Origin of the sequence: Bacteroides cellulosilyticus DSM 14838 (genome assembly GCF_000158035.1) — a bacterium.
Classification (GTDB): Bacteria; Bacteroidota; Bacteroidia; order Bacteroidales; family Bacteroidaceae; genus Bacteroides; species Bacteroides cellulosilyticus.
The window spans coordinates 708,295-731,367 of record NZ_EQ973492.1; the positions used below are offsets into that span (position 1 = coordinate 708,295).

At 43.4% G+C, this 23,073-nt stretch carries 17 protein-coding genes and 1 pseudogene; 7 read left to right on the plus strand and 11 right to left on the minus strand.

The annotated features are described in order from the left end of the window. Both BACCELL_RS21040 and BACCELL_RS21045 read right to left on the minus strand, forming a co-directional pair. A partial coding sequence (locus BACCELL_RS21040; RefSeq protein WP_044154275.1) for an alpha/beta hydrolase occupies nucleotides 1-676 on the minus strand: 676 nt, incomplete at its 3' end. A gap of 200 nt (nucleotides 677-876) precedes the next feature. Next, nucleotides 877-1,721, minus strand: a pseudogene (locus BACCELL_RS21045) (helix-turn-helix domain-containing protein). Nucleotides 1,722-1,993: 272 nt separating this feature from the next. Here BACCELL_RS21045 and BACCELL_RS21050 point away from each other — a divergent pair. Continuing rightward, complete coding sequence (locus BACCELL_RS21050) at nucleotides 1,994-2,389, plus strand: WG repeat-containing protein (protein ID WP_007214090.1); 396 nt, start codon at nucleotides 1,994-1,996, stop codon at nucleotides 2,387-2,389. Between the two features lie 25 nt (nucleotides 2,390-2,414). After that, the gene (locus tag BACCELL_RS21055) at nucleotides 2,415-2,945 is read left to right on the plus strand and encodes a GNAT family N-acetyltransferase (RefSeq protein ID WP_044154276.1); all 531 of its coding nucleotides are present in this window, start codon (nucleotides 2,415-2,417) and stop codon (nucleotides 2,943-2,945) included. Nucleotides 2,946-2,995: 50 nt separating this feature from the next. Here BACCELL_RS21055 and BACCELL_RS21060 read toward each other — a convergent pair whose 3' ends face one another. Together BACCELL_RS21060 and fabD are read right to left on the minus strand one after the other, a co-directional pair. Next, entirely contained in the window at nucleotides 2,996-3,523 is a 528-nt protein-coding gene (locus BACCELL_RS21060) for a hypothetical protein (protein ID WP_044154278.1), read from the minus strand. A 178-nt stretch (nucleotides 3,524-3,701) separates the two neighbouring features. Continuing rightward, on the minus strand, nucleotides 3,702-4,589 hold the full coding sequence (fabD, locus tag BACCELL_RS21065; protein ID WP_007214093.1) for an ACP S-malonyltransferase: 888 nt from the start codon (nucleotides 4,587-4,589) through the stop codon (nucleotides 3,702-3,704). Between the two features lie 465 nt (nucleotides 4,590-5,054). Here fabD and BACCELL_RS21070 point away from each other — a divergent pair, with 465 nt between their 5' ends. The 4 genes from BACCELL_RS21070 (at nucleotide 5,055) to xylE (ending at nucleotide 10,300) form a co-directional block, all read left to right on the plus strand. Then, nucleotides 5,055-5,786 carry an NUDIX hydrolase gene (locus tag BACCELL_RS21070; RefSeq protein WP_007218454.1) on the plus strand — a complete coding sequence of 244 codons (732 nt, stop codon included), beginning with the start codon at nucleotides 5,055-5,057 and terminating at the stop codon, nucleotides 5,784-5,786. 44 nt (nucleotides 5,787-5,830) lie between these two features. Then, on the plus strand, nucleotides 5,831-7,321 hold the full coding sequence (locus tag BACCELL_RS21075) for a xylulokinase (protein WP_007214096.1): 1,491 nt from the start codon (nucleotides 5,831-5,833) through the stop codon (nucleotides 7,319-7,321). Between the two features lie 94 nt (nucleotides 7,322-7,415). Next, on the plus strand, nucleotides 7,416-8,732 hold the full coding sequence (gene xylA, locus BACCELL_RS21080) for a xylose isomerase (RefSeq protein ID WP_007214097.1): 1,317 nt from the start codon (nucleotides 7,416-7,418) through the stop codon (nucleotides 8,730-8,732). 116 nt (nucleotides 8,733-8,848) lie between these two features. Next, complete coding sequence (gene xylE / locus BACCELL_RS21085; RefSeq protein WP_007214098.1) at nucleotides 8,849-10,300, plus strand: D-xylose transporter XylE; 1,452 nt, start codon at nucleotides 8,849-8,851, stop codon at nucleotides 10,298-10,300. 97 nt (nucleotides 10,301-10,397) lie between these two features. On the opposite strand, the gene BACCELL_RS21090 is transcribed toward xylE, so the two are convergent. Then, the gene (locus BACCELL_RS21090) at nucleotides 10,398-13,673 is read right to left on the minus strand and encodes a TonB-dependent receptor (protein ID WP_007214099.1); all 3,276 of its coding nucleotides are present in this window, start codon (nucleotides 13,671-13,673) and stop codon (nucleotides 10,398-10,400) included. Nucleotides 13,674-13,891: 218 nt separating this feature from the next. On the opposite strand from BACCELL_RS21090, the gene BACCELL_RS21095 reads away from it, so the two are divergent. Next, on the plus strand, nucleotides 13,892-15,424 hold the full coding sequence (locus tag BACCELL_RS21095) for a carbon-nitrogen hydrolase family protein (protein WP_007214100.1): 1,533 nt from the start codon (nucleotides 13,892-13,894) through the stop codon (nucleotides 15,422-15,424). 10 nt (nucleotides 15,425-15,434) lie between these two features. On the opposite strand, the gene BACCELL_RS21100 is transcribed toward BACCELL_RS21095, so the two are convergent. The 6 genes from BACCELL_RS21100 to BACCELL_RS21125 form a co-directional block, all read right to left on the minus strand. Continuing rightward, nucleotides 15,435-15,725 carry a type II toxin-antitoxin system RelE/ParE family toxin gene (locus BACCELL_RS21100; RefSeq protein WP_007214101.1) on the minus strand — a complete coding sequence of 97 codons (291 nt, stop codon included), beginning with the start codon at nucleotides 15,723-15,725 and terminating at the stop codon, nucleotides 15,435-15,437. Beyond that, nucleotides 15,707-16,078 carry a hypothetical protein gene (locus BACCELL_RS21105; RefSeq protein WP_007214102.1) on the minus strand — a complete coding sequence of 124 codons (372 nt, stop codon included), beginning with the start codon at nucleotides 16,076-16,078 and terminating at the stop codon, nucleotides 15,707-15,709. Before BACCELL_RS21105 ends, BACCELL_RS21100 begins: the two co-directional genes overlap by 19 nt. 67 nt (nucleotides 16,079-16,145) lie before the next feature. Continuing rightward, the gene (locus tag BACCELL_RS21110) at nucleotides 16,146-16,847 is read right to left on the minus strand and encodes an SIMPL domain-containing protein (RefSeq protein ID WP_007214103.1); all 702 of its coding nucleotides are present in this window, start codon (nucleotides 16,845-16,847) and stop codon (nucleotides 16,146-16,148) included. Between the two features lie 95 nt (nucleotides 16,848-16,942). After that, nucleotides 16,943-18,205: a TolC family protein gene (locus tag BACCELL_RS21115; RefSeq protein WP_044154279.1), complete on the minus strand. Its 1,263-nt coding sequence runs from the start codon at nucleotides 18,203-18,205 to the stop codon at nucleotides 16,943-16,945. Beyond that, a complete protein-coding gene (locus BACCELL_RS21120; protein ID WP_007214105.1) occupies nucleotides 18,192-21,284 on the minus strand; it encodes an efflux RND transporter permease subunit in 3,093 nt (1,030 codons plus the stop codon). Before BACCELL_RS21120 ends, BACCELL_RS21115 begins: the two co-directional genes overlap by 14 nt. Before the next feature lie 18 nt (nucleotides 21,285-21,302). Continuing rightward, nucleotides 21,303-22,409 carry an efflux RND transporter periplasmic adaptor subunit gene (locus BACCELL_RS21125; RefSeq protein ID WP_044154170.1) on the minus strand — a complete coding sequence of 369 codons (1,107 nt, stop codon included), beginning with the start codon at nucleotides 22,407-22,409 and terminating at the stop codon, nucleotides 21,303-21,305. Nucleotides 22,410-23,073: the final 664 nt, after the last annotated feature.

Below are 23,073 nucleotides of genomic sequence, written 5' to 3' on the forward strand. Positions count from 1 at the left end.
AATAATCCTTCACAAACTGAGGTGCATCGGCTGGCAACGGATCGACCACGCCACCGCCTTGTTCATAATAGCCTTGGGCATACTCTTTGGTACGCTGTGCATTGAGTTGCTTGCGTTTCTCGTAACGGGCGTTTTCATTGTTGTCGGCATCAAAATAGCCATTTGCATTTACGCGGTTCATGTTGTACATTGTAGAGGCAACAGTAGCCTTGATGCGTGTGTCGATAGCAGCTGCATTAAGTGCCAGACCGCCCCATCCGCAAATGCCGATAATACCGATACGTTCCGGGTCAACATTCGGCTGGGTGGAGAGAAAATCGACGGCAGCCTGAAAATCTTCCGTGTTGATATCCGGTGAAGCAACCCTGCGAGGTTCGCCACCACTCTCACCTGTAAATGAGGGATCGAAGGCGATAGTAAGGAAACCTTGTTCAGCCATTGTTTGCGCATATAATCCGCTGGACTGCTCCTTTACGGCACCGAAAGGACCACTTACTGCAATGGCTGCCAATGTACCTTTCGCATCTTTCGGTTCATAGAGATCTGCCGCCAATGTAATTCCATAGCGGTTGACAAACGTCACTTTACGGTGATTCACTTTGTTGGACTGTGGGAAAGTCTTGTCCCATTCCTGCGTGAGAACTAACTCCTGTGCTTTAATATTACTACCTTTCATTTCTTTTTGATTTTGTGCCTGAACACTAACAACTGTCAGCATCAGAGGCATGATTAGCATTATTACTTTTTTCATTGTTTTTTGTCTTTTGATTCAACAATGCAAAGTTAACGCAAAAGCCCCGCAGCAGATTTGCTGCGAGGCTCAAAGAATCTTTCTCAGAAGCTCATTTTACTATATCAATCGCAACTCGCGGAAATTTATTGGGAGATAGCGGTAGGAGAGACGCCGAATTGCTTTTTAAAAGCCGTAGCAAAGTGGGATGGATTCTTGAATCCTACTTCCAGATAAACGTCCTGTACTTTCCGTGTGCCGGTTTTCATTTTCTCGTAGGCTGCTTCGAGGCGTTTGTGAATCAGCCATTTTTGCGGAGTAAGGGTGCTGATCTTCTTGAAATCCCGTTTGAATGTAGCCAGACTGCGTCCTGTAAACGTGGCTAAATCTTCCTACTGAAATCGTACATATAATTTTGTTCCATGAATTCCAGGATGTCAATTTTCCAAGGTTCGTTAAAATCAAAGAGTGTAGGATAAAAACGTTCATCGATATGAAGCAACGCCAACAATCCCTCCTGCAATTTCAGATTCATGAAATCGTCCTGCACCCGGAATTTCTGGTTGAAATAAGGAGTCATCGAAGTGAACAAACTATCAATTTCCATGCTGATAGGCAATTTAATCACGCTTGAACGGACTTTGGGCACATTGTCCAGCGCTTTATCCGAAGGAAGTCGCTGAAACATCTTGCGCAAGAAACGCCGTGTAAACATCAGAAAAATACCGCAATACTGCTCGCCATCGAGTGGTTTCTTAGTCAGCGTAACCCGGTGGTCGCGCCGGATAAACACACACTCGCCTTTCTGTACATGGGTGATTTTGCTTCCGTCATCAATGAGCATTTCGCCTGAATAAACATAGTTCATGGCGTGCTCACGGGATTGATGTACACAATGATTTTCGTCATTGAAGAAACAACTGAAAAATATATCCGCATGTCTGAATATCATCTCATCTCCATCGGTCGGGGCATTTATTTTATAATCCATAAGAATACTTTTTAAGCGCTTTCTGCAAAAATAGCATAAAGTGGAGAATTATTCTTTTGAAATCTATTTTTTCTTTCTGATTGCGCCTCATTTCGCAAGTCTTCTTCTTAACCGGTGTTGTATTCTCGCTTTTTATCTTTATCTTTGTCACTGAGCATACTCTGTATGCTGATTCTGAATGTTCCGCAATATGGGTAAGTTCATTCCTCAGAACTATTTCTCGTTTATCAATTCAAAGTTTAACGGATTACAGCAATTATGGATACTCAAAAATGAAAGTGCAAAAATTAGTACCAACGGAATATAATGGTAAATGGGGCTTTATAGATGCAGCAACAGGCGAAGAAGTCGTGCCGTTTATCTATGACTATGCCCATGCCTTTTCTGTAGGATTGGCATTAGTCAGGCAGAATGGTTGGTGGGGGTATGTGGATAAAACGGGGAAGGAAGTGATTCCATGTATATATAATCCTGCATGGTCTTTTACCAAAACCGGGCTGGCAGCAGTATGTATGGAGGGTAAATGCGGCTTTATAGATCAGACAGGGAAAGAGGTTATTTCTTTTATATATGATGACGCCCGCTATTTTAATAAAGATGGTAAAGCAAAGGTGAGGTTGAACGGCGAAACTTTCTTTATAGATGTGAAAGGGAATCGGGTTGAATAAACATGAAAATGACTTCAATAAGCTTATGATCGATAAGGATGAAATTGCATTAATGCCTTTGCTTGACGAAGATATACCGTTGTTTGACAGGTGGTTGAATAAAGATTATATCTATAAGTGGCTGTGTCCGGATGGGGAAGAACAAAGAGAGGCCTGGTTGGATGAGGTAAACAACAGAAATGGTAAGTATGGCTTCATAAGACATTTTATTGTTTACTACAAAGATAAGAAGATTGGGTATTGTCTTTTTGCCGATTGTTTTTTCTTGAAAGACTTGGAGGAAGAAGGGCACGACTTTGAGAGTTTGTATGGAGGCATACCCGAAAAGAACCATACTTACGAGATCGGATATTTGATTGGTGAAGAAGAGTATCTGAATAGAGGCATCGGTAAAATGATTATCCGGAAGTTGGAAGAGAAGGTCATTGAATTGGGAGGACGTGAAGTAGCAGCAGACCCTTCGGAAGAAAACGCAGCTTCAATAAAGGTATTGCTAAGTAATGGGTTTAAGAAGAAAAGTGATGGGGATTACAGAAAAATTGTGCATACCCAGTAAATGTGTTGCTCATCAAATCAGGAGTGAAAAAAGGATGTAGAAACGGGAACTTATTTATTTATCTTTTTCAGGATATTCCGTATGGTAGTTTTAACGCCCGTGGAATAATATTCGGTATCTGCATTCTCTAATATAAGTTGTAGCTCTTTCAAAAGTTCCGGCTCAGACTTGCAAAGCTGGTAAGCCATTCTGATAGACAACGCCTGTACACCGATACTTTCTTGTGGGGCCAACATATGATCCAGGCAATAATTTAGCAAATCGACAGAGACAGGATCAGATGCAGGTACATTATATAATATAGACAGCAACAACCGTTTGGAACCATCATGTTTGCAGACTAATAATCGCTGAATAATATCATCAAGCAATGGAACAAACCAGCCGGGATGCTTCTCACTCACTTTCTCACATGCCCATATAGCCCGCCATGAAACGACAATTTTATCATCGGAAATCAACCGGTATATATTTTTAAGGTATTCCGGATGCAGGCATATTTCCTGCACCAGTTTATCTATTGATAGTTTGCAAAGAGGCATTGCAAGGATGTTTCTGTATTCGTCGATTTTCTCCATATCATGCATGTTTTTGCAAAGATAATGCAAGTTGAATGTAGAACTTTCATACTTGCATGAAAAAGTTTTGTTGAGATGCTGTTTATCTTCCTATTCTGAATGCGGATAGTACGATTACAAAATAAAGGGCTGTCTTTGGTTAAAAAGACAGCCCTTACAAATATATTGTATTTAAGGATTATGCAATACCGTGAGCAGATACCTCCGGTGCAATCTTCTTGATCAGACCTTGCAGTACAGCACCTGGGCCACATTCTGTGAAGTCGGTAGCACCATCAGCAACCATGTTCTTAACAGTCTGTGTCCAACGTACAGAGGCTGTCAGCTGAGCTACGAGATTCTTCTTGATCTCTTCCGGATCAGTGTGAGGCAATGCATCTACATTCTGATAAACCGGGCATTTGGGAGCGTGTATTTCAGTAGCGTTGATAGCTGCTTCCAATTCAACTTTTGCAGGATTCATCAGCGGAGAGTGGAAAGCGCCGCCTACCTTCAATGGCAAAGCACGTTTTGCTCCGGCAGCTTTCATCAGTTCGCATGCCTTATTGATGCCTTCGATAGAACCGGAAATTACGATCTGTCCCGGGCAGTTATAGTTGGCTGCAACGCAAACTTCGCCTTCAGCGGTTACTTGCTCGCAGATTTCTTCTACTTTTTCATCGGAGAGGGCAATGATAGCCGCCATTGTAGAGGGCTGTGCCTCGCAAGCTTTCTGCATGGCCATGGCACGGGCATAAACCAGCTTCAACCCATCTTCGAAACTCAATGCACCGGCAGCAACCAGAGCAGAGAATTCGCCCAATGAGTGACCGGCAGTCATCTCAGGTTTAAAATCATCACCCATACAAAGTGCGGAGATAACGGAGTGGAGGAATACAGCAGGCTGAGTTACCTTCGTTTGACGCAAGTCTTCGTCTGTACCGTTGAACATAATATCCGTAATGCGATATCCCAGGATATCATTGGCTTTTTCAAACAATTCTTTTGCTAAAGCGGAGTTTTCATACAAGTCTTTTCCCATTCCTACGAATTGGGCACCTTGACCCGGAAATACAAATGCTTTCATACTGTTCTTGTTTTAGTAGTTAATTAAAAAAGTGGTGCAAAGGTATAGCTTTTTCTGATATTGACCGCACAAACGAAGGATTTTTGTGCAATAAGCTATTTTAACTCCCTCCGTTCGGAGAAGGGAGTTTATTGGGAAGCAGAGGGATAGATGAGAAAAAAATCTTTTTATAGCACTTCAACTAAAATACAATAAGAGGTACTTGTCTTTTTAATCTTCCGGTATACTAAAATCCTTAAAAATAAAGCACTTCACTCTTATTGTACTTCCTACAATTACCTGATTCTTCCGTTTATCAACAATACATATTGTACTTTCAACGATAAGGCCGTGTTTTGATATTGTAAAATGTACGATATCTATCATATTGGAAAATAGTGCTTTATAACATAATAGAAATTAAGTTTTATGCGCTTGTATATTCAAAAAACCTGTTTATATTTGCAGCGCTTAAACATGGATATTATGCAAAACATGGAACATAAAACCCCATTAGCGAACAATCATATATCAGTAGACTGTGTAGTGATTGGCTTTGACGGAGAACAATTAAAAGTTCTGTTGATAAAACGTGTAGGTGAGGAGCAAGGTGAAATTTTCCACGATATGAAGCTTCCCGGAAGTCTGATCTATATGGATGAAGATTTGGACGAAGCTGCCCAGCGTGTGTTGAACGAACTAACGGGTTTGAAGAACGTCAATCTGATGCAATTCAAGGCATTCGGTTCTAAGAATAGGACGAAGGACCCGAAAGACATTCATTGGCTGGAACGTGCCATGCAATCGAGAGTGGAGCGTATCGTTACAATTGCTTACCTGTCATTGGTGAAGATAGACCGGGCACTGAGTCGGAATCTGGCTGATTTCGAAGCATATTGGGTGGCACTGCAAGATATTAAGGCATTGGCTTTCGACCATAATCTGATTATTAAAGAAGCATTGGTATATATCCGCCAGTACGTGGAGATTAATCCGTCAGCCTTGTTCGATCTGCTTCCCCGTAAGTTTACGGCATCACAACTGCGTACTTTATATGAATTGATATATAGCAAGCCTATTGACGTGCGGAACTTCCACAAGAAAATAGCGATGATGGAATACGTTGTTCCATTGGAGGAAAAACAACAGGGAGTTGCCCACCGTGCCGCACGCTATTATCGATTCGATAAGAAGATATATAATAAGGTAAGAAGATAAGTATTAATAAAATAATTCATAAATCAAAACTCATAATTAATACCATGTATTTATTAGGCTATGACATTGGAAGCTCGTCCGTAAAAGCGAGCCTGGTAAACGCCGAAACCGGCAAATGTGTATCTTCTGCTTTCTTCCCGAAGACAGAGGCGGCAATCATTGCAGTTAAACCGGGTTGGGCGGAACAAAATCCCGAAAGCTGGTGGGAAAATCTAAAACTTGCCACACAGGCTGTTATGAATGAATCGGGTGCAAACGCAGGTGAAATCAAGGCAATCGGTATCTCTTATCAGATGCATGGATTGGTATGTGTGGACAAAGACCAGAATGTGTTGCGTCCTTCCATAATCTGGTGTGACTCGCGTGCTGTGCCTTACGGACAGAAAGCTTTCGAAACACTGGGAGAAGAGAAATGTCTCTCACATCTGTTGAACTCTCCGGGTAACTTCACTGCCTCTAAACTGGCATGGATAAAAGAAAACGAACCAGCCATCTACGAACGGATTTATAAGATTATGTTGCCGGGTGATTACATCGCCATGAAGTTGAGTGGTGAAATCTGTACCACTGTTTCCGGACTTTCGGAAGGTATGTTCTGGGATTTCAAGAACAATCGTGTAGCCGACTTCCTGATGGATTATTATGGTTTCGATAACTCTCTGATTGCGGACATCAAACCCACATTCTCCGAACAAGGACGTGTGAATGCTGCCGCAGCAAAAGAATTGGGATTAAAGGAAGGTACACCGATCACATATCGTGCAGGTGATCAACCGAATAACGCTCTTTCACTGAATGTATTCAATCCGGGAGAAATCGCCTCTACAGCAGGCACTTCGGGCGTTGTATATGGTGTGAACGGTGAAGTGAACTATGATCCGAAATCACGCGTAAATACATTCGCTCACGTAAACCACACGGACGAACAAAACCGTCTGGGGGTATTGCTTTGCATCAATGGTACGGGTATTCTTAATTCCTGGGTGAAACGTACGATTGCTCCCGAAGGCATCTCTTATAATGAAATGAATGTACTGGCATCACAAGCTCCTATCGGTAGTGCAGGTATCAGTATTCTGCCCTTCGGTAACGGTGCGGAACGTATGCTCGAAAACAAAGAGATCAACTGCTCTATCCGTGGCTTGAACTTCAATCTGCATGGCAAACAACACATTGTGCGTGCAGCTCAGGAAGGCATTGTATTCTCATTCAAGTATGGTATAGATATTATGGAAGGTATGGGCATCCCTGTACAGAAAATTCATGCAGGCCATGCAAATATGTTCCTTAGCTCCATCTTCCGCGATACGCTGGCAGGTGTGACGGGAGCTGTAATCGAACTGTACGATACGGATGGTTCGGTAGGTGCAGCCAAGGGAGCGGGTATCGGTGCAGGTATCTATAAAGATAATAACGAAGCATTCGCAACGCTGGAAAAACTGGATGTTATCGAGCCTAATCAGGCTAAGCGCCAGGAATATGCAGATGCTTATGCACGCTGGAAACATCGTTTGGAAAAATCAATGGCAAAATAATGCTAACTTAACTCTCCTCTGAAAACGAGGGGAATTAAAATAGTACAGTTAATAATCAAAACATAATTAACCCTTTAAAAATTCAATTAAAATTATGGCAACAAAAGAGTATTTTCCCGGAATAGGAAAGATTAAATTCGAAGGTAAAGAGAGTATGAACCCGATGGCATATCGTTACTACGATGCTGAGAAGGTAATCATGGGTAAGAAGATGAAAGATTGGTTGAAGTTTGCTATGGCTTGGTGGCACACTCTCTGCGCAGAAGGTGGTGACCAATTCGGTGGCGGAACGAAACAATTCCCTTGGAATGGTGACTCTGACGCTTTGCAAGCAGCTAAAAATAAATTGGATGCAGGTTTCGAATTCATGCAGAAGATGGGTATCGAATACTATTGCTTCCACGATGTAGACCTGATTTCTGAAGGTGCAAGCATCGAAGAATACGAAGCTAACTTGAAAGCTATCGTAGCTTATGCAAAAGAAAAACAGGCTGAAACTGGTATCAAGCTGTTGTGGGGTACTGCTAACGTATTCGGTCATGCACGTTATATGAACGGTGCTGCTACCAATCCTGATTTCGACGTTGTAGCACGCGCTGCTGTTCAGATCAAGAACGCTATTGATGCTACTATCGAACTGGGTGGTTCAAACTATGTGTTCTGGGGCGGTCGCGAAGGTTACATGTCTTTGCTGAACACTGACCAGAAACGTGAAAAAGAGCACCTTGCAAAGATGTTGACTATCGCTCGTGACTATGCACGTGCTCGCGGCTTCAAAGGTACTTTCCTGATTGAACCGAAACCGATGGAACCGACAAAACATCAGTATGACGTAGATACTGAAACAGTTATCGGCTTCCTGAAAGCTCATGGTCTGGATAAGGATTTCAAAGTAAACATCGAGGTTAACCACGCAACTTTGGCTGGCCATACTTTCGAACACGAACTGGCTGTAGCTGTTGACAACGGCATGTTGGGTTCTATCGATGCTAACCGTGGTGACTACCAGAACGGTTGGGATACTGACCAATTCCCTATCGATAACTACGAATTGACTCAGGCTATGATGCAGATCATCCGCAACGGTGGTTTGGGCAATGGCGGTACTAACTTCGACGCTAAGACTCGTCGTAACTCTACCGACCTGGAAGATATCTTCATCGCTCACATTGCAGGTATGGATGCTATGGCACGTGCTCTGGAAAGTGCAGCTAAATTACTGGAAGAATCTCCTTACAAGAAGATGTTGGCTGACCGTTACGCATCATTCGACGGTGGCAAGGGTAAGGAATTCGAAGAAGGCAAATTGTCTTTGGAAGATGTTGTAGCTTATGCGAAAGCTAACGGCGAACCGAAACAAACCAGCGGTAAGCAAGAATTGTATGAAGCAATCGTGAATATGTATTGCTAATATAATAAGGTGGTAGGGTGATAGAGTGATAAGTGGTAAAGTAATATCACTCTATCACCTTTATCACTCTACCACTTATCACTTTTTACTCATTTATCAACCTAATCTTTTTTATCATGAATGATGCTAACAATGGTAGTAAACTCTACCTGTATTCTATTACAACCGTTGCCATTCTGGGAGGTTTGCTGTTCGGTTACGATACGGCGGTAATCTCGGGTGCGGAGAAGGGCTTGGAAGCTTTCTTCCTGATGGCTATGGATTTCCAATATGACAAGGTGATGCACGGTATCACTTCTTCCAGTGCACTTATCGGCTGTGTGATCGGTGGTGCTCTTTCCGGTTTCTTCGCTTCCCGCTTGGGACGACGCAATTCGCTGAGACTGGCATCCGTGCTGTTCTTCCTGTCTGCATTGGGATCTTACTATCCCGAATTTTTATTCTTCAACTACGGTGAGCCAAACATGGAATTGCTCATCGCATTCAATTTGTATCGCGTATTGGGCGGTATCGGTGTAGGTCTTGCCTCTGCCGTATGTCCGATGTACATCGCAGAAATTGCACCCTCTAATATTCGTGGAACACTGGTATCTTGTAACCAGTTTGCCATTATCTTCGGTATGTTGGTGGTTTACTTCGTCAACTTCCTGATTATGGGCGACCACACAAATCCTATTATCGACAAGAGTGCTGAAGGTATATTGTCAGTGAATGCCGCTTCGGATATGTGGAGTGTACAAACCGGCTGGCGTTATATGTTCGGTTCGGAAGCATTCCCGGCTGCATTATTCGGCTTCCTTCTTTTCTTCGTACCGAAAACCCCGCGTTATCTGGTACTGGTACATCAGGACGAAAAGGCATACTCTATCCTGGAGAAGGTGAATGGTGCAAACAAAGCAAAAGAAATTCTGGCAGAAATCAAGGCTACTTCCAAGGAAAAGACAGAGAAACTGTTCTCTTACGGTGTAGCAGTTATCGTTATCGGTATTTTGCTTTCCGTATTCCAGCAAGCCATCGGTATCAATGCCGTACTCTACTATGCTCCGCGCATTTTTGAAAACGCAGGTGCTGAAGGTGGTGGTATGATGCAAACTGTTATCATGGGTATTGTAAACATTGTATTTACGCTTGTAGCTATCTTTACTGTAGACCGTTTCGGACGCAAGCCGTTGCTGATTATCGGTTCTATCGGTATGGCAGTAGGTGCATTTGCAGTGGCAATGTGCGACAGCATGGGTATCAAGGGTATCGTTCCGGTACTTTCCGTAATTGTATACGCAGCATTCTTCATGATGTCATGGGGACCGATTTGCTGGGTATTGATTGCAGAAATCTTCCCGAATACTATCCGTGGCAAAGCCGTAGCTATTGCAGTAGCTTTCCAATGGATTTTCAACTATATCATATCCTCTACATTCCCGGCACTGTACGACTTCAGTCCGATGTTCGCATACAGTTTGTATGGCATCATCTGTGTTGCAGCTGCCTTCTTCGTTTGGCGTTGGGTACCCGAAACGAAGGGTAAGACTCTGGAAGATATGAGTAAACTCTGGAGAAAAAACAAATAAAATTCTCTCTCCTTTAAGATCTTATAAATGCAAAAAGGTGCAACCGGTCGTTTCGGTTGCACCTTTTCTTTTTTTGATAAATATACGTTCTGAAGCTTTAATTGAATACGTATCGCAGACCGATCTGAAGCTTCCAACATTCGCTGTAATTCAGGTTTCGGGTGAAGCTTCCAGTAGAATAATTACCATCACTGTCTTTGTACATAGAGAAAATAGGAGTGTTGCTCTCATCCTTACCCTTATAGGTCAGAATTCGTCCACCATTAGCGCCGGACATGTTTTTCGTTACACCCCATTTGCTGTTCAGCAAGTTACCTATATTCAGGATATCCAGGCTGAGTTGCAGCGTATTCTTAGTTTTGCCAATCTTCACGAAGAAGTCACGACTCCAACGGAAATCAAAGCGGTGTACCCAAGGAGCACGTGCCGAATAAGCTTCGGCATATTCGCCTTTATGCTTCTTCAGATAAGGGTCTTGATTCACAAACTTCCAGAAAGCATCTGCATCTTCGGTACTCGTGAACTTGATTTCATCTTTAGTCTTCGGGATATAAATAAGATCATTGGTTACACCATCGCCATTCATATCATTAGAGTACATAAAACTATAACCACTGGATGAATATCCGCTATAAAAGAGACTGAAGTTTGAAGATGTCTTCTTATTCAAATGTACGCGCCAGTTGATGGAAGCAACTACACGGTTGGGAGTGACATATTGCGAACGCATGAGTCCCGAGCTGTTCGGTCCGTTGATGGATGGAACATTTGTCCAGGCAGAGTTAGCGTCCGAACCGGGCATACCACTGATTTCCTTTGACTCGGTATGAGTATAGGCTGCCATAATGTTCACATTCTTGGCGGGTTCTGCCATTACGGTGATGTTGCCTGTCCATCCCCAACCTTTGGAAGTGTTGGTCAATACGTTTGCATTACTGATATTCGTGTGTTGCAGGAAGTTTTCAGGATAAATGTAACGATCATCCGGTCCGTTAAAACGTGACCATGTATCTTTATCCGGAGCCTGCACATTGTAATTGTATTGGCGTACTGCATTGATATCTTTAGAGAACATTCCTTCCAGTGTAACCGTCAGCGGGAAAGATACAGGCAGTTGGTAATCCAAAGCTAATGAGGTTTTCCAGACTTGCGGCATCTTGAAGTCCGGATCTATACCCACTACGGAGCTTGGCAACACACCTTCTTCTGGACTGATAGAGGTAGGAAGTCCTAATGTGGAAATCATCTGGTTTACGTCTGTTATCATATTACCTTTCAGTAATTCTAGGCGGGGATCGCGACTGGTTACAACGCCATCCTTATATCTGGTTGTAATACTTACCAGATTTTGAATCATACCCGAGTTGGTAGGCATATTGGTAAAGAACACCAGAGGAATACGTCCGGTGAAGAATCCTGATCCACCACGCACTTTTAAAGTCTTATCATTGAACACATCCCAGGTGAAACCCACACGCGGTGAGAATTGCAGTTTGCTATCAGGCCATGCCCCTGTATCAATATGCATACCGTTGAAGTCCAGATCGTAGATAGCCTGATTGCGCATAATATCATTCAGGAAACTGAGATTATCCATACGCATACCGGCGGTCAATTTAAAGTTATCGCGTATGTTCCATTCATCTTGCAGATAAACACCCAACTGGCCGAATTTCACGTCCGCAGAAGGTTTTGTATTACCATTGTACCCGTAAGCCAAGGCAAATGACTCAGGTGCAGCTCCATTCTTGAAATCCTCGAAGCTGGAATAGCGATAATATCCGGTTCCGTTACGCATATACGAGTTCCCGGCTTTCTGACGTTCGTAGCTGATACCTGCCGTCAGTTTATGAGCTCCCAGATAATAGGTGAAGTTATCCACAATAGTCATAACCGTATTTTTCACCAGATTGTTATAGGTAAACAACTCGTAACCGGCAGTCATGTAAGGCTCTAATATCTGATTACCGTTTTCGTAGTATCCGGCCATAATATCAATGAAAGGGAAGGGGCTGGAGTTCGTACCGCGTTCATCCTTCATGTCACTGTATGTAAACAACAGTTGATTGGAAACGTTGGAAGAGAAACGGCTGTTCAATTCGGCGGTAGCCGAGTTCACAATGTTCTGCAACGAATAGCAAGAGTTTGCATAGGACATGGAATATACCGAAACACGGTTGTATGCCAAACGATACCCGGTATTTCCCGAACTTCCATTGGGTGCTTCCCAGGTTTTGTTATTGGTAAAGTTATAGCGTACACTCAACTTATTTCCCTGATTGATATTCCAGTCAATACGTCCCAGCAATTTCAGGTTGGTGATATCGGCAGGGAAATCTGTGAACGAACCGGTATTATATCCGTATTTGTCTTTCAGAATCTGTGAAAATTCCGCCAGATCAGCTTCCGTAGTTCGTGAAATCGTAGAGTTATTCGGAGTTTCTCCTTCTTTTGCCGCACGCCATGTAATTACTTGCTGCGGACTCTTCTCATACTCTACATTTGCAAAGAAGAACAGCTTGTCTTTAATGATAGGACCGCCAAATGTAGCACCGTAAACAGTCTTGGACTCTTCGGCACGCACACCGAAATCAGTATCGCCAATTTTGTTACCGCGCATCACTTCATTGTTGAAGTACATATAAGCGCTACCTCTATAAGCGTTTGTACCCGATTTCGTAATAGCATTGATACCTGCACCGATAAAGTTTGCCTGACGCACGTCGTATGGGGCAATCACAACCTGTACTTCATCAATGGCATCCAGTGAAATTGGATTTCCACCGCCTGGCAAACCAGACGACAGGCCGAAGTTGTTATTCAGGTTCGCACCGTCTACCGTGAACGTATTGGAGCGTCCGTCGCGGCCTCCAAAACTGTTTCCTGATGCATATGGAGAGATGCGGGTAAAGTCGCTGATACTGCGGTTAATGCTGGGCAATGTGGTGAGTTGTTCAGAAGAAATATTGGTAGTAGCTCCCGTCTTTTCAGCACTGAACTTTGACTTACTGGCCGTAATAGTGATTTCTCCCAATAATTCCGAAGCTTCGTGCAGGGTTACATTCAATGAATAAGTTTCACCCAGTTGCAACTGGATATCTGTATAGATTGCCGTTTGATAACCGATGTAAGATACCGTCACCTTGTAAGGACCACCGGAGCGCATACCTTGCAGACTGAAACGTCCGTCTACATTGGTAACAGTACCGTAACTGGTTCCGGAAGGTTCGTGTACGGCTACAACCGTAGCGCCGATGACAGATTCTTCGTCAGCCATCACTTTACCACTCATTCCGGCAGTAGTTACCTGTGCCTTGAGCATTCCTGTAAGGGAAAGCAAAAGCACAAACAGGAATAACATCTTTTTAGCCATGATTTTTAAAAATTAAATAAGAAATAAACTGAAAGTTGTAGAAAACGATGCAAAAGTATAAAAAAAGCAAAATACTCTTATCCCTAAAGTGTTAAATCCTCATTTCTTTTTTATTGCAAAATCAGTCTCTTACAAAAATATGCATTCCGGGAGACAATGTATAAGTTTAAACCGTACCTTTGCAGCGGATTTAACTTTTGGTATAAAAAAGAGACATTATGGACTCATTGAAAATCAACAAAGTACAGTTGCGTAATTTACAAATAGAAGACTACGAGCAACTGGCGCAATCATTCACCCGTGTATATACGGATGGCAGCGATGTGTTTTGGACACACAAACAAATTGAAAAACTCATCCGAATTTTCCCCGAAGGACAGATTGTAACCGTGGTAGACGAAAAGATTGTCGGCTGCGCACTTTCCATCATTGTGAATTACGATGATGTGAAGAACGATCATACTTATGCACAGGTGACGGGTAAAGAAACCTTCAATACCCATAATCCTAAAGGCAATATATTATATGGTATTGAAGTCTTTATTCATCCCCAATACCGTGGGCTTCGCCTGGCACGCCGTATGTACGAATACCGCAAGGAGCTTTGCGAAACTCTGAACCTGAAAGCTATTATGTTCGGTGGGCGTATTCCCAACTATTATAAATACGCAGATCAACTTCGCCCGAAAGAGTATATAGATAAGGTAAAGCAGAAAGAAATTTTCGACCCCGTATTGACCTTTCAGCTTTCCAATGATTTCCACGTACGCAAGGTGATGCGCAATTACCTGCCTAATGATGAAGAGTCCAAGCATTATGCTTGTCTGTTGCAATGGGATAACATTTACTATCAGGAACCTACGGAAGAATATATTGCACCGAAAACCACCGTGCGCGTAGGATTGGTGCAGTGGCAGATGCGTAGTTATCAAACGCTGGATGACCTGTTTGAACAGGTAGAATTCTTTGTGGATGCCGTATCCGATTATAAGAGTGACTTCATCCTTTTCCCCGAATACTTCAATGCCCCGCTGATGGCAAAATTCAATAATGAAGGGGAGTCACAGGCCATTCGCGGACTGGCGGCTTATACTGAGGAGATTAGAGAACGATTTGTAAAGTTGGCTATCAGTTACAATATCAATATCATTACGGGTAGCATGCCGCTTATTAAAGAAGATGGACTTTTGTATAATGTCGGTTTCCTTTGTCGTCGCGATGGTAGTTTTGAGATGTATGAGAAGTTGCACGTCACACCCGATGAAATAAAAAGCTGGGGATTAAGTGGCGGAAAGGCTTTGCAGACATTCGATACGGACTGTGCTAAAATCGGTGTACTGATTTGCTACGATGTGGAATTTCCGGAATTATCCCGTATTATGGCAGACCAGGGCATGCAGATTTTATTCGTTCCTTTCCTGACGGATACGCAAAATGCCTACTCACGTGTAAAGGTATGCGCCCATGCCCGTGCCATCGAAAATGAATGTTTCGTTGTCATTGCCGGTAGTGTAGGTAATCTTCCGCGCGTGCACAATATGGATATTCAGTATGCACAATCAGGTGTATTTACTCCCTGCGACTTTGCATTTCCGACAGATGGCAAGCGTGCAGAAGCCACACCGAATACAGAAATGATACTGGTATCCGATGTGGATCTGGATTTATTGAATGAATTGCATACTTACGGCAGTGTGCGCAATCTGAAAGACAGGAGGAATGACTTGTATGAGGTAAGGATGAAGAAATAGAACAATCGGATTATTTATTCATTTTATTAAAACGTAGCCTGACAATATGTATTTCCGTATTATTGTACCAATAATAAATTCTACATAGAGGGTGAGATAGGATAGACCTATACTCCTTGTCTTTTCCACGTTTTTCAAGCTGGCCAACAGTGGGCATTAATAAAATCTTGTGTATCGCTTCATCTACATTTTTTGCAAAGGTGGCAGCGAATTGTATTCCCAGATTTGCAGCATACCAATATGCAGTTTTTTGAAATACGGCAAGTGCCCGATTTGTCCAGATTATTTTAAGTTCAGCCATAAATTGAAAGCGGCTTTTACTTCTTCATCAGTAGCAATACCGCTGGCTTCTGACAGTTTTGATTCTTTTTCAAATTCCTCATCAGTATATTGGCAAGGTATAGGTTTGCCTATCAGAAAATTCTCTTTTTCAAGTTCTTCTGCAAATTCCCTGTCAAGATGTGTATATGCAAATTCTTTGGCACGTTGATAACGCTCTTCAAAGCTTTCCTCATCTTTATCAAGCATGCTGCTAATTTTAGACAATAGCACGGCATCGTCCATTTGTTCTATTCTGTCTTTTATGTGATTGCGCAAGGCATTCAGCATCGGACGGCTATAGTAAGTTGAAGCTGGTTCTTTTACTTTTCCCATAACGTAACGTTTTGTACAAAGTTACACTTTAATGACACAGTAACAAAAGAAATAAATCTTTTTATTTCTACTTTATCTCGAACCTCACCAGCATCGAATAATTCAGTTTTATCGTACGGAAAGCATCGTAAGCTTCTGCCTGTGATGAACTTACATTGCTCTGGGCTGCAAAATACCGGGAATAACCTGCACTTTCCTGCGGTTCGACAATGCGAATGACATCTCCCAGGCGTTTGCCTAATGCTTCCACCAAATATTCAGCTTTCTTTTGTGCGGCTTTCAGTGCCTCTATTTTGCCTTGTTGCCGATAGACCTGCATATCCTTGTTTTTCAGTTCTCCGATACGCATGTAGTTGACACCTTTCGTGTCGATAACCTTTAGAATCTCATCTATCTGACTAAAATCGGTCAATGTAATATCAAACCGTTTGGATACCAGGAATTCAAGTCCGCGTTCACGCCAATAGTCACCTACTTCTTGTGTACGGATGGCGTCTTCCGGAATCCCGATCTTTCGCAAGGCAGCCCTTAAATTTCGCTCTATTCCGATCAGTGGTACTTTGGTCCGATAATTCTCCGGTTTGGACTTTCCGTCAAATTCCTCTTCCCAATATTCTTTAATCTCAATAAGATAATGAATCTCATCGGGCACAAGGGTTATTTCCGAAGTTCCGGTAATTTCAATGTACTTCGCATTATCACTTTCCTGACTGAATGCAGTGCTGCACACCAATAGAAATACGGCAAATAATAAAAGTTTAGTTTTCATAATAGTATGTTCTTTAGAGAATTATGTTTGCAATGATACAAAAAAAGAGGATATTGTAAAAGTTTACATACCCTCATTTTTGTATTATCAACAATTTATCCCTTTATATCCCAAATTCCGCAGCTGCGTTCCAGCTCGACGAGTGCCGCATTATAATTAAACAGCGTTTCTATATATTGCGCCTGAACTTCATCATACGTGCGTTGTGCATTCAGTATTTCCAGCAGGGAAACTTCACCCCGGTTATAACTGTATATTTTCCCTTCAAGTACATCCTGCGCCTGTTTCAGAATTCCGCCTTCGTAATGTTTCACTTGAAGTGCCTGCGATTGGAATTGCTGATAAGCTCCCATAACTTCCCGTTGTACCTGCAAGCACATTTGCTCATATTGCAATTCTGCTTGGCGGGCACGGAAACGGGCGGCATTGACCGCACCTCTGTTCAGAGAAGAGAAGTTTAAAGGAATCGCAATCCCCGCACTGACTCCATTGAATGTCGGGGCAGGTGCTTCTTCATTGCGCACACGCTTGTTATGGCTCCATCCTAATGAAAACTCCACATCTGGACGCTTTTCACGCTTAGCCAGAATCAGTTCACGGCGTGCAACCTCCGTATTCTTCAAAGCTACCAGTAAATCGGAGCGATGTTCTATAGCTCCCTCAATCAATCCGTTCAGCACAAATACCTGTTCCGGCTTTTTCAGTTCTTCCACCGGATGAAACAGCGTATCTGTAACTGTGGTTCCGACAAAGAGGGACAGTTGCATATATGCCTGCTTTAAGTCCGTCTCAGCTTGCAGCACCTCGTTATACATGATGTTTGCTTCCAACTTGCTTTGTATGGCTTCCACTTCCATGATCTTGCCGGATGCCAGACGAATACTATCGGATTTCGCCAGGTCGTACATATTGCTCCATGCACTTCTTTTGATGTCACTGAGTTGTTTTTGTTTCATTACTTCCAGATAAGCAATGGTGGCGTCCGCCTGTAAATTCCGGAAATAATCATCCAGCACAATTTCCGCCAGTTCATTTTGGCTGCGTGCCAACTTGATGCCGGCCGTACGTCTTCCTAAAGTTACGTTCTGCGAAAGTTCCAGTTCATAGCTTTGCCCCATTTGCAAAGTATGATCTTCATTGTTGGAATAAGTAAAAGAGAGCGACGGATCATCAAATACCTTGGCAGCTATCACATCTGCATGTGCGGCGCTGACATTCATCTTCTCCGCTGCATATTCCAGATTGTCGGCACTTACTTTATGCATATACTGCTTATAAGTAATCGGTTCTACAGTCTGTGCCTGCACTGAACAGGCACAGACGATAAGGGTAAACAACGCAATATTATATCTTTTCATTTTCATCCTTTTTATCTTCCTTTTTTTCCATCATATAATATAAAGTGGGGAGAATATACAGTGTCACCACAGTAGCAAACAGCAATCCGTATACAATAACCGTTGCCAGCGGACGCTGTACATCGGAACCAATTCCCGTACTCAGGGATGCCGGAAGCAAACCCAGCACAGCAACAGTAGCCGTCATCAGAATGGGACGGAAACGATGGCGCACACCGGTAACCACGGCATCGCGCAAGTCGCGCCCCCGTTCGCGCAAATTATTGATATGCGAAATCATAATCACTCCATTCTGAATAGCTACACCAATCAGAGCGATGAAGCCTACGGCAGAAGATACATTCAGCGTCATTCCCCGTACATTCAGTGCAAGCATACCTCCGAAGAGTGCCAACGGAATGATACACATCAATAAAGCCGCTTGCCGGAATTTGCCGAGGGCGGCAAACAATAACAGTAACATAATGCCCAATGCCAACGGAACTACCACGCCCAAACGATTGTATGCACGATGCTGGTTTTCAAACTGTCCCGCCCATTTCAGATGAAAATCTTCATGGTTGTATTTCACCTGGTCATCAATCATCCTGTTCGCTTTCTGCAAGAAAGAAGTCAGGTCGATACCACGCAGATTGACACGGATTGTAAGGTGGCGCTTATTCATCTCGCGTGAAATGGTGCTTGCCCCTGTGGTCAGTTTGATTTCCGCAACCTGACTCAATGGTATCTTGGCACCTGTGCCCGAAGTCAGCATCAGGTTTCCGATGCGTTCCGGTGTATTGCGCGTCTCTTCGCTGAAACGGCAGATGACGTCATACGACTTGCTACCTACAAAGATTTGCGAAATGGCCTTGCCGCCAATGGCGAGTTCTATCAGATCGGCCACGTCCGAGACATTCAATCCGTATTGTGCAATACGGTCACGGTCTGCTATAATCTGAAGTTGGGGAAGGGGAGGTTCCTGATCTACGGCAACATCCGTCGCGCCCGGTATCTGCTTGATGACATTGACAACCTTATCGGCAATATGACGCGTTTCCGTGATATCTTCCCCGTATATCTTCAGTGCAAGATCACTGTGCGCACCTGCTATCTGGTCCATCACCATGTCAATAATCGGCTGGGAGAAACCTACCGAATATCCCGGCATGGTCATGAGCGTATCATTCATCGCTTCAATCAGCTTGGCTTTATTGCGTCCTGTAGTCCAGCTATCGTAAGGTTTCAATCCTACACCACACTCGATGTGCGAAAGGGAAAAGGCTTCTGCACCTTCATCATCACGTCCCACCTGTGTCATTACGTACGACACTTCCGGAAACTGCCCCAACTTATTTCTTAATTCAGCTCCCATCTCTTTGGAACGCTCGATAGAGATACCCGGAGGCAATTGTACCTGAATCCAGATAGCCCCTTCGTCTAAGGGAGGGAGGAAATCTTTTCCCACCGTGTAGCTCAAAACACCTGCTAAAACCAGAATTCCTGCCAATACTCCCAATACGGCTTTCGGGCAGTCAATTACACGAACCACTTGTGCATGATACAGCATCTGCAATTTTTCTAACCAACGGTTATGATATACTTTCCGAGGCTTACGGTAAGCCATATATGCCAGTCCCGGAATCAGAAACAATGCTACACACAGAGCGCCTATCAGTGCATATCCCACTGTATATGCCATCGGTGTAAACAGTTTCTTCTCGATATGTTCGAAGGCAAACAGCGGCAAATAAGCGGTTATAATAATAAGGATAGAGAAGAAGATAGGGCGGGCGACTTCCGTTGTACGTCGTAAGATGGAATCTTCTTCCAATACTTCATCGGGATGCCGTTCATGCTTCTTCAGAATCGTTTCCATCATCACGATAGAGCCGTCTACCAGGATACCGAAGTCAATAGCTCCCAATGAAAGCAGGTTGGCAGGTATATCCGTCACGTGCATCAGGATAAAAGCTATCAGTAGCGATAGGGGAATGGTGACGGCAACGAGCAATGCACCCCGCCAGCTTCCTAAAAAGAGAATCAGTACCAATATTACCAGAATCATCCCCATAAACAGTGTATGCGAAACCGTGTGTAAGGTCATATCCACCAGGTTCGTGCGGTCCATAAAAGGATGGATGTGTGTGCCTTTGGGCAGTACTTCGTTATTCAGTTCGTCAATAGCGGCATGTACTCCTTCGAGCACTTGTGAGGGATTCTGACCGCGCAACATTTGCACGATGCCTTCTACGCCGTCAGAGAAATTACGTTTGCCATCATAAAAGCCCAGTACACCCTTGCGCTCCAGGCTACCGTATTTCAGTTTTCCGATATCATCCAGATACACAGGTACTCCATTATCCGTTTTGATAACGATACGTCCTAAATCTTTCAAATCCTTCACCAGACCGATACCGCGAATCACGTAACTCAAATCACCCCGGCTCAACATACTTCCTCCGGCGTTCACATTGTTCATTTCAACTTTTTCGGTCACGTCAGAAAGGGAAATATCGTACTCTTCCATCTTACGTGGATTCAGTTCGATCTGATACTGGGTAGTGATGCCGCCGTAGTTGCTTACATCGGCTACGCCTGTCACTTGTTTCAACCGGGGGATAATCACCCATTTATGCAAATCGGTGATCTCACGCAGGTCAAGATTATCGCTTTCAATGACGTAGCGGAATATCTCTCCGGTAGGTGAGGTCAGGGGATTCAGCCCCGGTACGGCACCATAAGGTAATTCTACATCTACCAAGCGCTCCTGCACACGCTGGCGTGCCCAGTAGTCATCAATTCCATCATCAAACACCAGTACCACGGTGCTCAGTCCGAAAGTGTTTTTACTTCGCATCACGTTCAGTCCCGGCAGACCGTTTACGGCCCGTTCAATGGGAATTGTGATTTGCTGTTCTATCTCTTCGGCAGCCAGTCCCGACACTTGTGTCACAATCTGTACGGTGGTATCCGCAATATCCGGATAAGCATCTATTGCCAGTCTTGTCCATGAATAGTAACCCACCACGGCAATGAAGGCAAACAATACGAACATCAGTCCTCGACGATGTATCGCCAGAAAAATCAACTTCTTCATACTATGTAACCCCGGTGTTTAGTTGGCGTTCAGCAGATAGAAAGCACCGTCTGAAACATACTTTTCTCCGGATTGCAGGCCGGAAGTAATGACACTCTTGTCACCATCCGTAGCAGAAGTTTCCACTTTCCGTTTCAGGAATTTATTGTTGCCCGAAGAGACCAGTACATACGCCTGTTCTTCTTCCTGCAAAATGGCGGAAGTCGGGATCAGAATGCTTTCAGCAGGTTCGTCAGTCAGTTTCACTGTGGCATACATGGCAGGCTTCATCAGTCGCTCTTTATTATCGCATGCCACTAATACTTCTACCGAACGCGTATCTTCATCCAGCATTTCGTTGATATGATAGATTGTACCGCTGAAGGTCTGATTTGATTGCGAGACCAGGGATATTTCCACCTTTTTCAATGAAGAGAGCAGGGACATATCCTTTTCTTTCACATTGGCAGCTACCCATACTTCATTCAGATCGGCTACCACGGCCACCGGGTCGGCATCGTCTTTCATGAATTGCCCGATTACAATATTATTCTTCACTATTTCACCGGAAATGGGTGAGCGGACAATCATAGGCTGACCCAGTACTAACTGGTCCGGTTCTATCTGGAATACTTTCAGGGCAGCCAACGCATTTTCATAATCTTTCTTTTTCAATTCATAGTTCACTTCGGCTTCTTCCACTTCTTTTTGCGCACTTACTTTGTGTGCATACAAATCCTGTTCGCGGCGCAGATTCTTGGAAGCCAGTTCCATTTCCTGCTTTGCCTGGTAGTAGACTTTTCCGGTTTCAAAGAAGTCAGGCGAACTGATTTCAAACAAGGGACTGCCTTTATCCACTTTTTGTCCCAGACGGATAAAGGATCGCGTCACCCGTCCTGCAAACGGAGAGGCTATTTCTGCATAATGATTGGGGATGGCTTTCACAATGCCCGAAACTGTGAATGTCGTTTCATGCAATTCTTTCTGAACTTCGCTTGTTTTCAGTTTCTTGGCGATGGGGGATTCCGAAGATACCACAATAGTATCTCCTGAGACAGAAAATTCCTGGTTTTCCTGTTCTTTTTGCTGACCGGTACAGGCATAGCACATCATGCCGGTCAGGCACAATAAATATATGTATTTCATTTCTTTGTCGTTATGATAAGAACTCGTTTTTCTTCATGTATTTTGGGAATAACAGATTAAGGTTTCGCATATGCTCTGTCTTTCAGGCTACATACGAAACTTAAATAACAAAATCTGTTCTCAGCATACATGACAGGGTGGAGAACGTAAATGGAAAGACCGGGCTGTGCGAACAATCCGGTTTGCTCCATGCAACAAGAAGATGAAACTTAGGAAAAATAAAATAAAGGGAACTATCGGTAACTCATGCGAACTGTCCAGGCATAATAAATTGAACCAAGAGACGGTTTCCCACTGTGCTTCTGTGTGCGAATGATGTGTGCCCGGCAGATAGGGGTGGGAGTGAGTTACGAGGAAATTATCGACTACATGTGTATGGACAAAGGCTGTGTTTCCTACGTAGTAATAAACAAATACTACTATCAGTACATACTTTACGATGTTGGAAAGTAACCTTTTCACATGCAATGTTTTTGCTTTGGCGACAAAGGTAGTGAATATTACGTAAACCTATTATTTTTCGTCAAAGAACTTGAGAATACTCTAAATAAAAGAGTTTGATATGCTCCAGTTTATCAATAATTTCCTCTTTCAGTTTAGGCGTAAATTCCATCTTGTTCTATTCTTTTTAGTAATAAAGTTCTTAATCCCTCCTTATAGAATT